General features: G+C 58.2%; 2 protein-coding genes. Both read right to left on the bottom strand.

The window, feature by feature from the left end; translation table 11 throughout:
• Positions 1 to 289 precede the first annotated feature (289 nt).
• Positions 290 to 703, bottom strand: a complete 414-nt coding sequence (locus AC1D1X_RS24205) for an MAPEG family protein (RefSeq protein WP_457278637.1) — start codon at positions 701 to 703, stop codon at positions 290 to 292.
• Between the two features lie 71 nt (positions 704 to 774).
• Positions 775 to 1055 (bottom strand): toprim domain-containing protein (locus tag AC1D1X_RS24200; RefSeq protein ID WP_477699472.1); only part of this gene is annotated, 281 nt, incomplete at its 5' end.

The following is a 1055-nucleotide window of genomic DNA, read 5'->3' as shown; positions in this document are numbered from 1 at the left end:
AGGTAATAGAACGCCGCCTTGCCGCCGACCGCCAACGCAATTTTTGTTTTCTCGAGCCTGGGTTGCGCGCGAAGCGCCGGCAATGCCAGCGTTGCTGCTGCCAGTGCGGTGCCACCGGCAAAAGCCCGGCGGGAAATCAGGGGTTGGCGATTCATGCAAGCCTCTCTCTTTTTTTGATGTCACAAGCTTATCGAGGCATAAAAAAACCCGCATCGGGGTCATCCCGTGCGGGTTTTTACCGAAGGTGATCGCGTTACCAGAGGTAACTTTCACACGCCCGACGCATGTGTCAACGAAAGCCGGAAAAAAGAATGACGATATTGATAAAAAGTGCACACGCCCAGATGGCAGAGCGGGCTTTGGCCAGGTCAGCGATGTACATCATGATGTAGGCAATGCGCAGCACGACAAAGAGCAATGCCAGGATGTCCAGCCGTGTCTGCCCCGCCTGCAGGACGTGCGCAATGATGACTGCTGCAAAGAAAAAGGGCAGCGCCTCGAATGTGTTGGCTTGCGCGGCGTTGGCCCGGGCACGCCAATCGGTTTGCTGCGCCAGCCAGCCTCGCGGGTTGTGGTTGTCATATCCACCATCACGCCGCGGGGTGCTCATCGTGCCGTATTTGGCAATGGCGGCACACACAATGGGCAACAGGGCCGCAATCAGAACACACCAGTAGGCAATGGTGAAGCGTGCGAATGTCATGGTGAGTTCCTTTCGTTATGGTCGCCCGCTGCGGGCATGAAGCTGTCAAGATAAAACTAAAAACACCGCCCTCACCTGCGGTCCACCAACGCGTGGGCAATGGTGCCCAGGTCTACGTATTCAAGTTCGCTGCCCACCGGCACTCCGCGCGCCAGGCGCGTCACCTGGACGCCGCGGCTTTTCAGCGCCTGTGCAATCACGTGTGCAGTGGCTTCACCTTCGGCCGTGAAATTGGTCGCCAGGATGACTTCCTGCACTTCGCGCGATGCAGGCGGCAATGCCTCGCCGCGCTCGTTCTTGGGCACCACGCGGTCAAACAGTTTTTGCAAGMCGATGTCGTTGGGGCCTATGC

The sequence above is a fragment of the Polaromonas sp. P1_G4 genome, from assembly GCF_056405475.1.
Note: the sequence above shows the minus strand (reverse complement) of the source record. Positions and strands in the feature narration are given on the sequence as shown.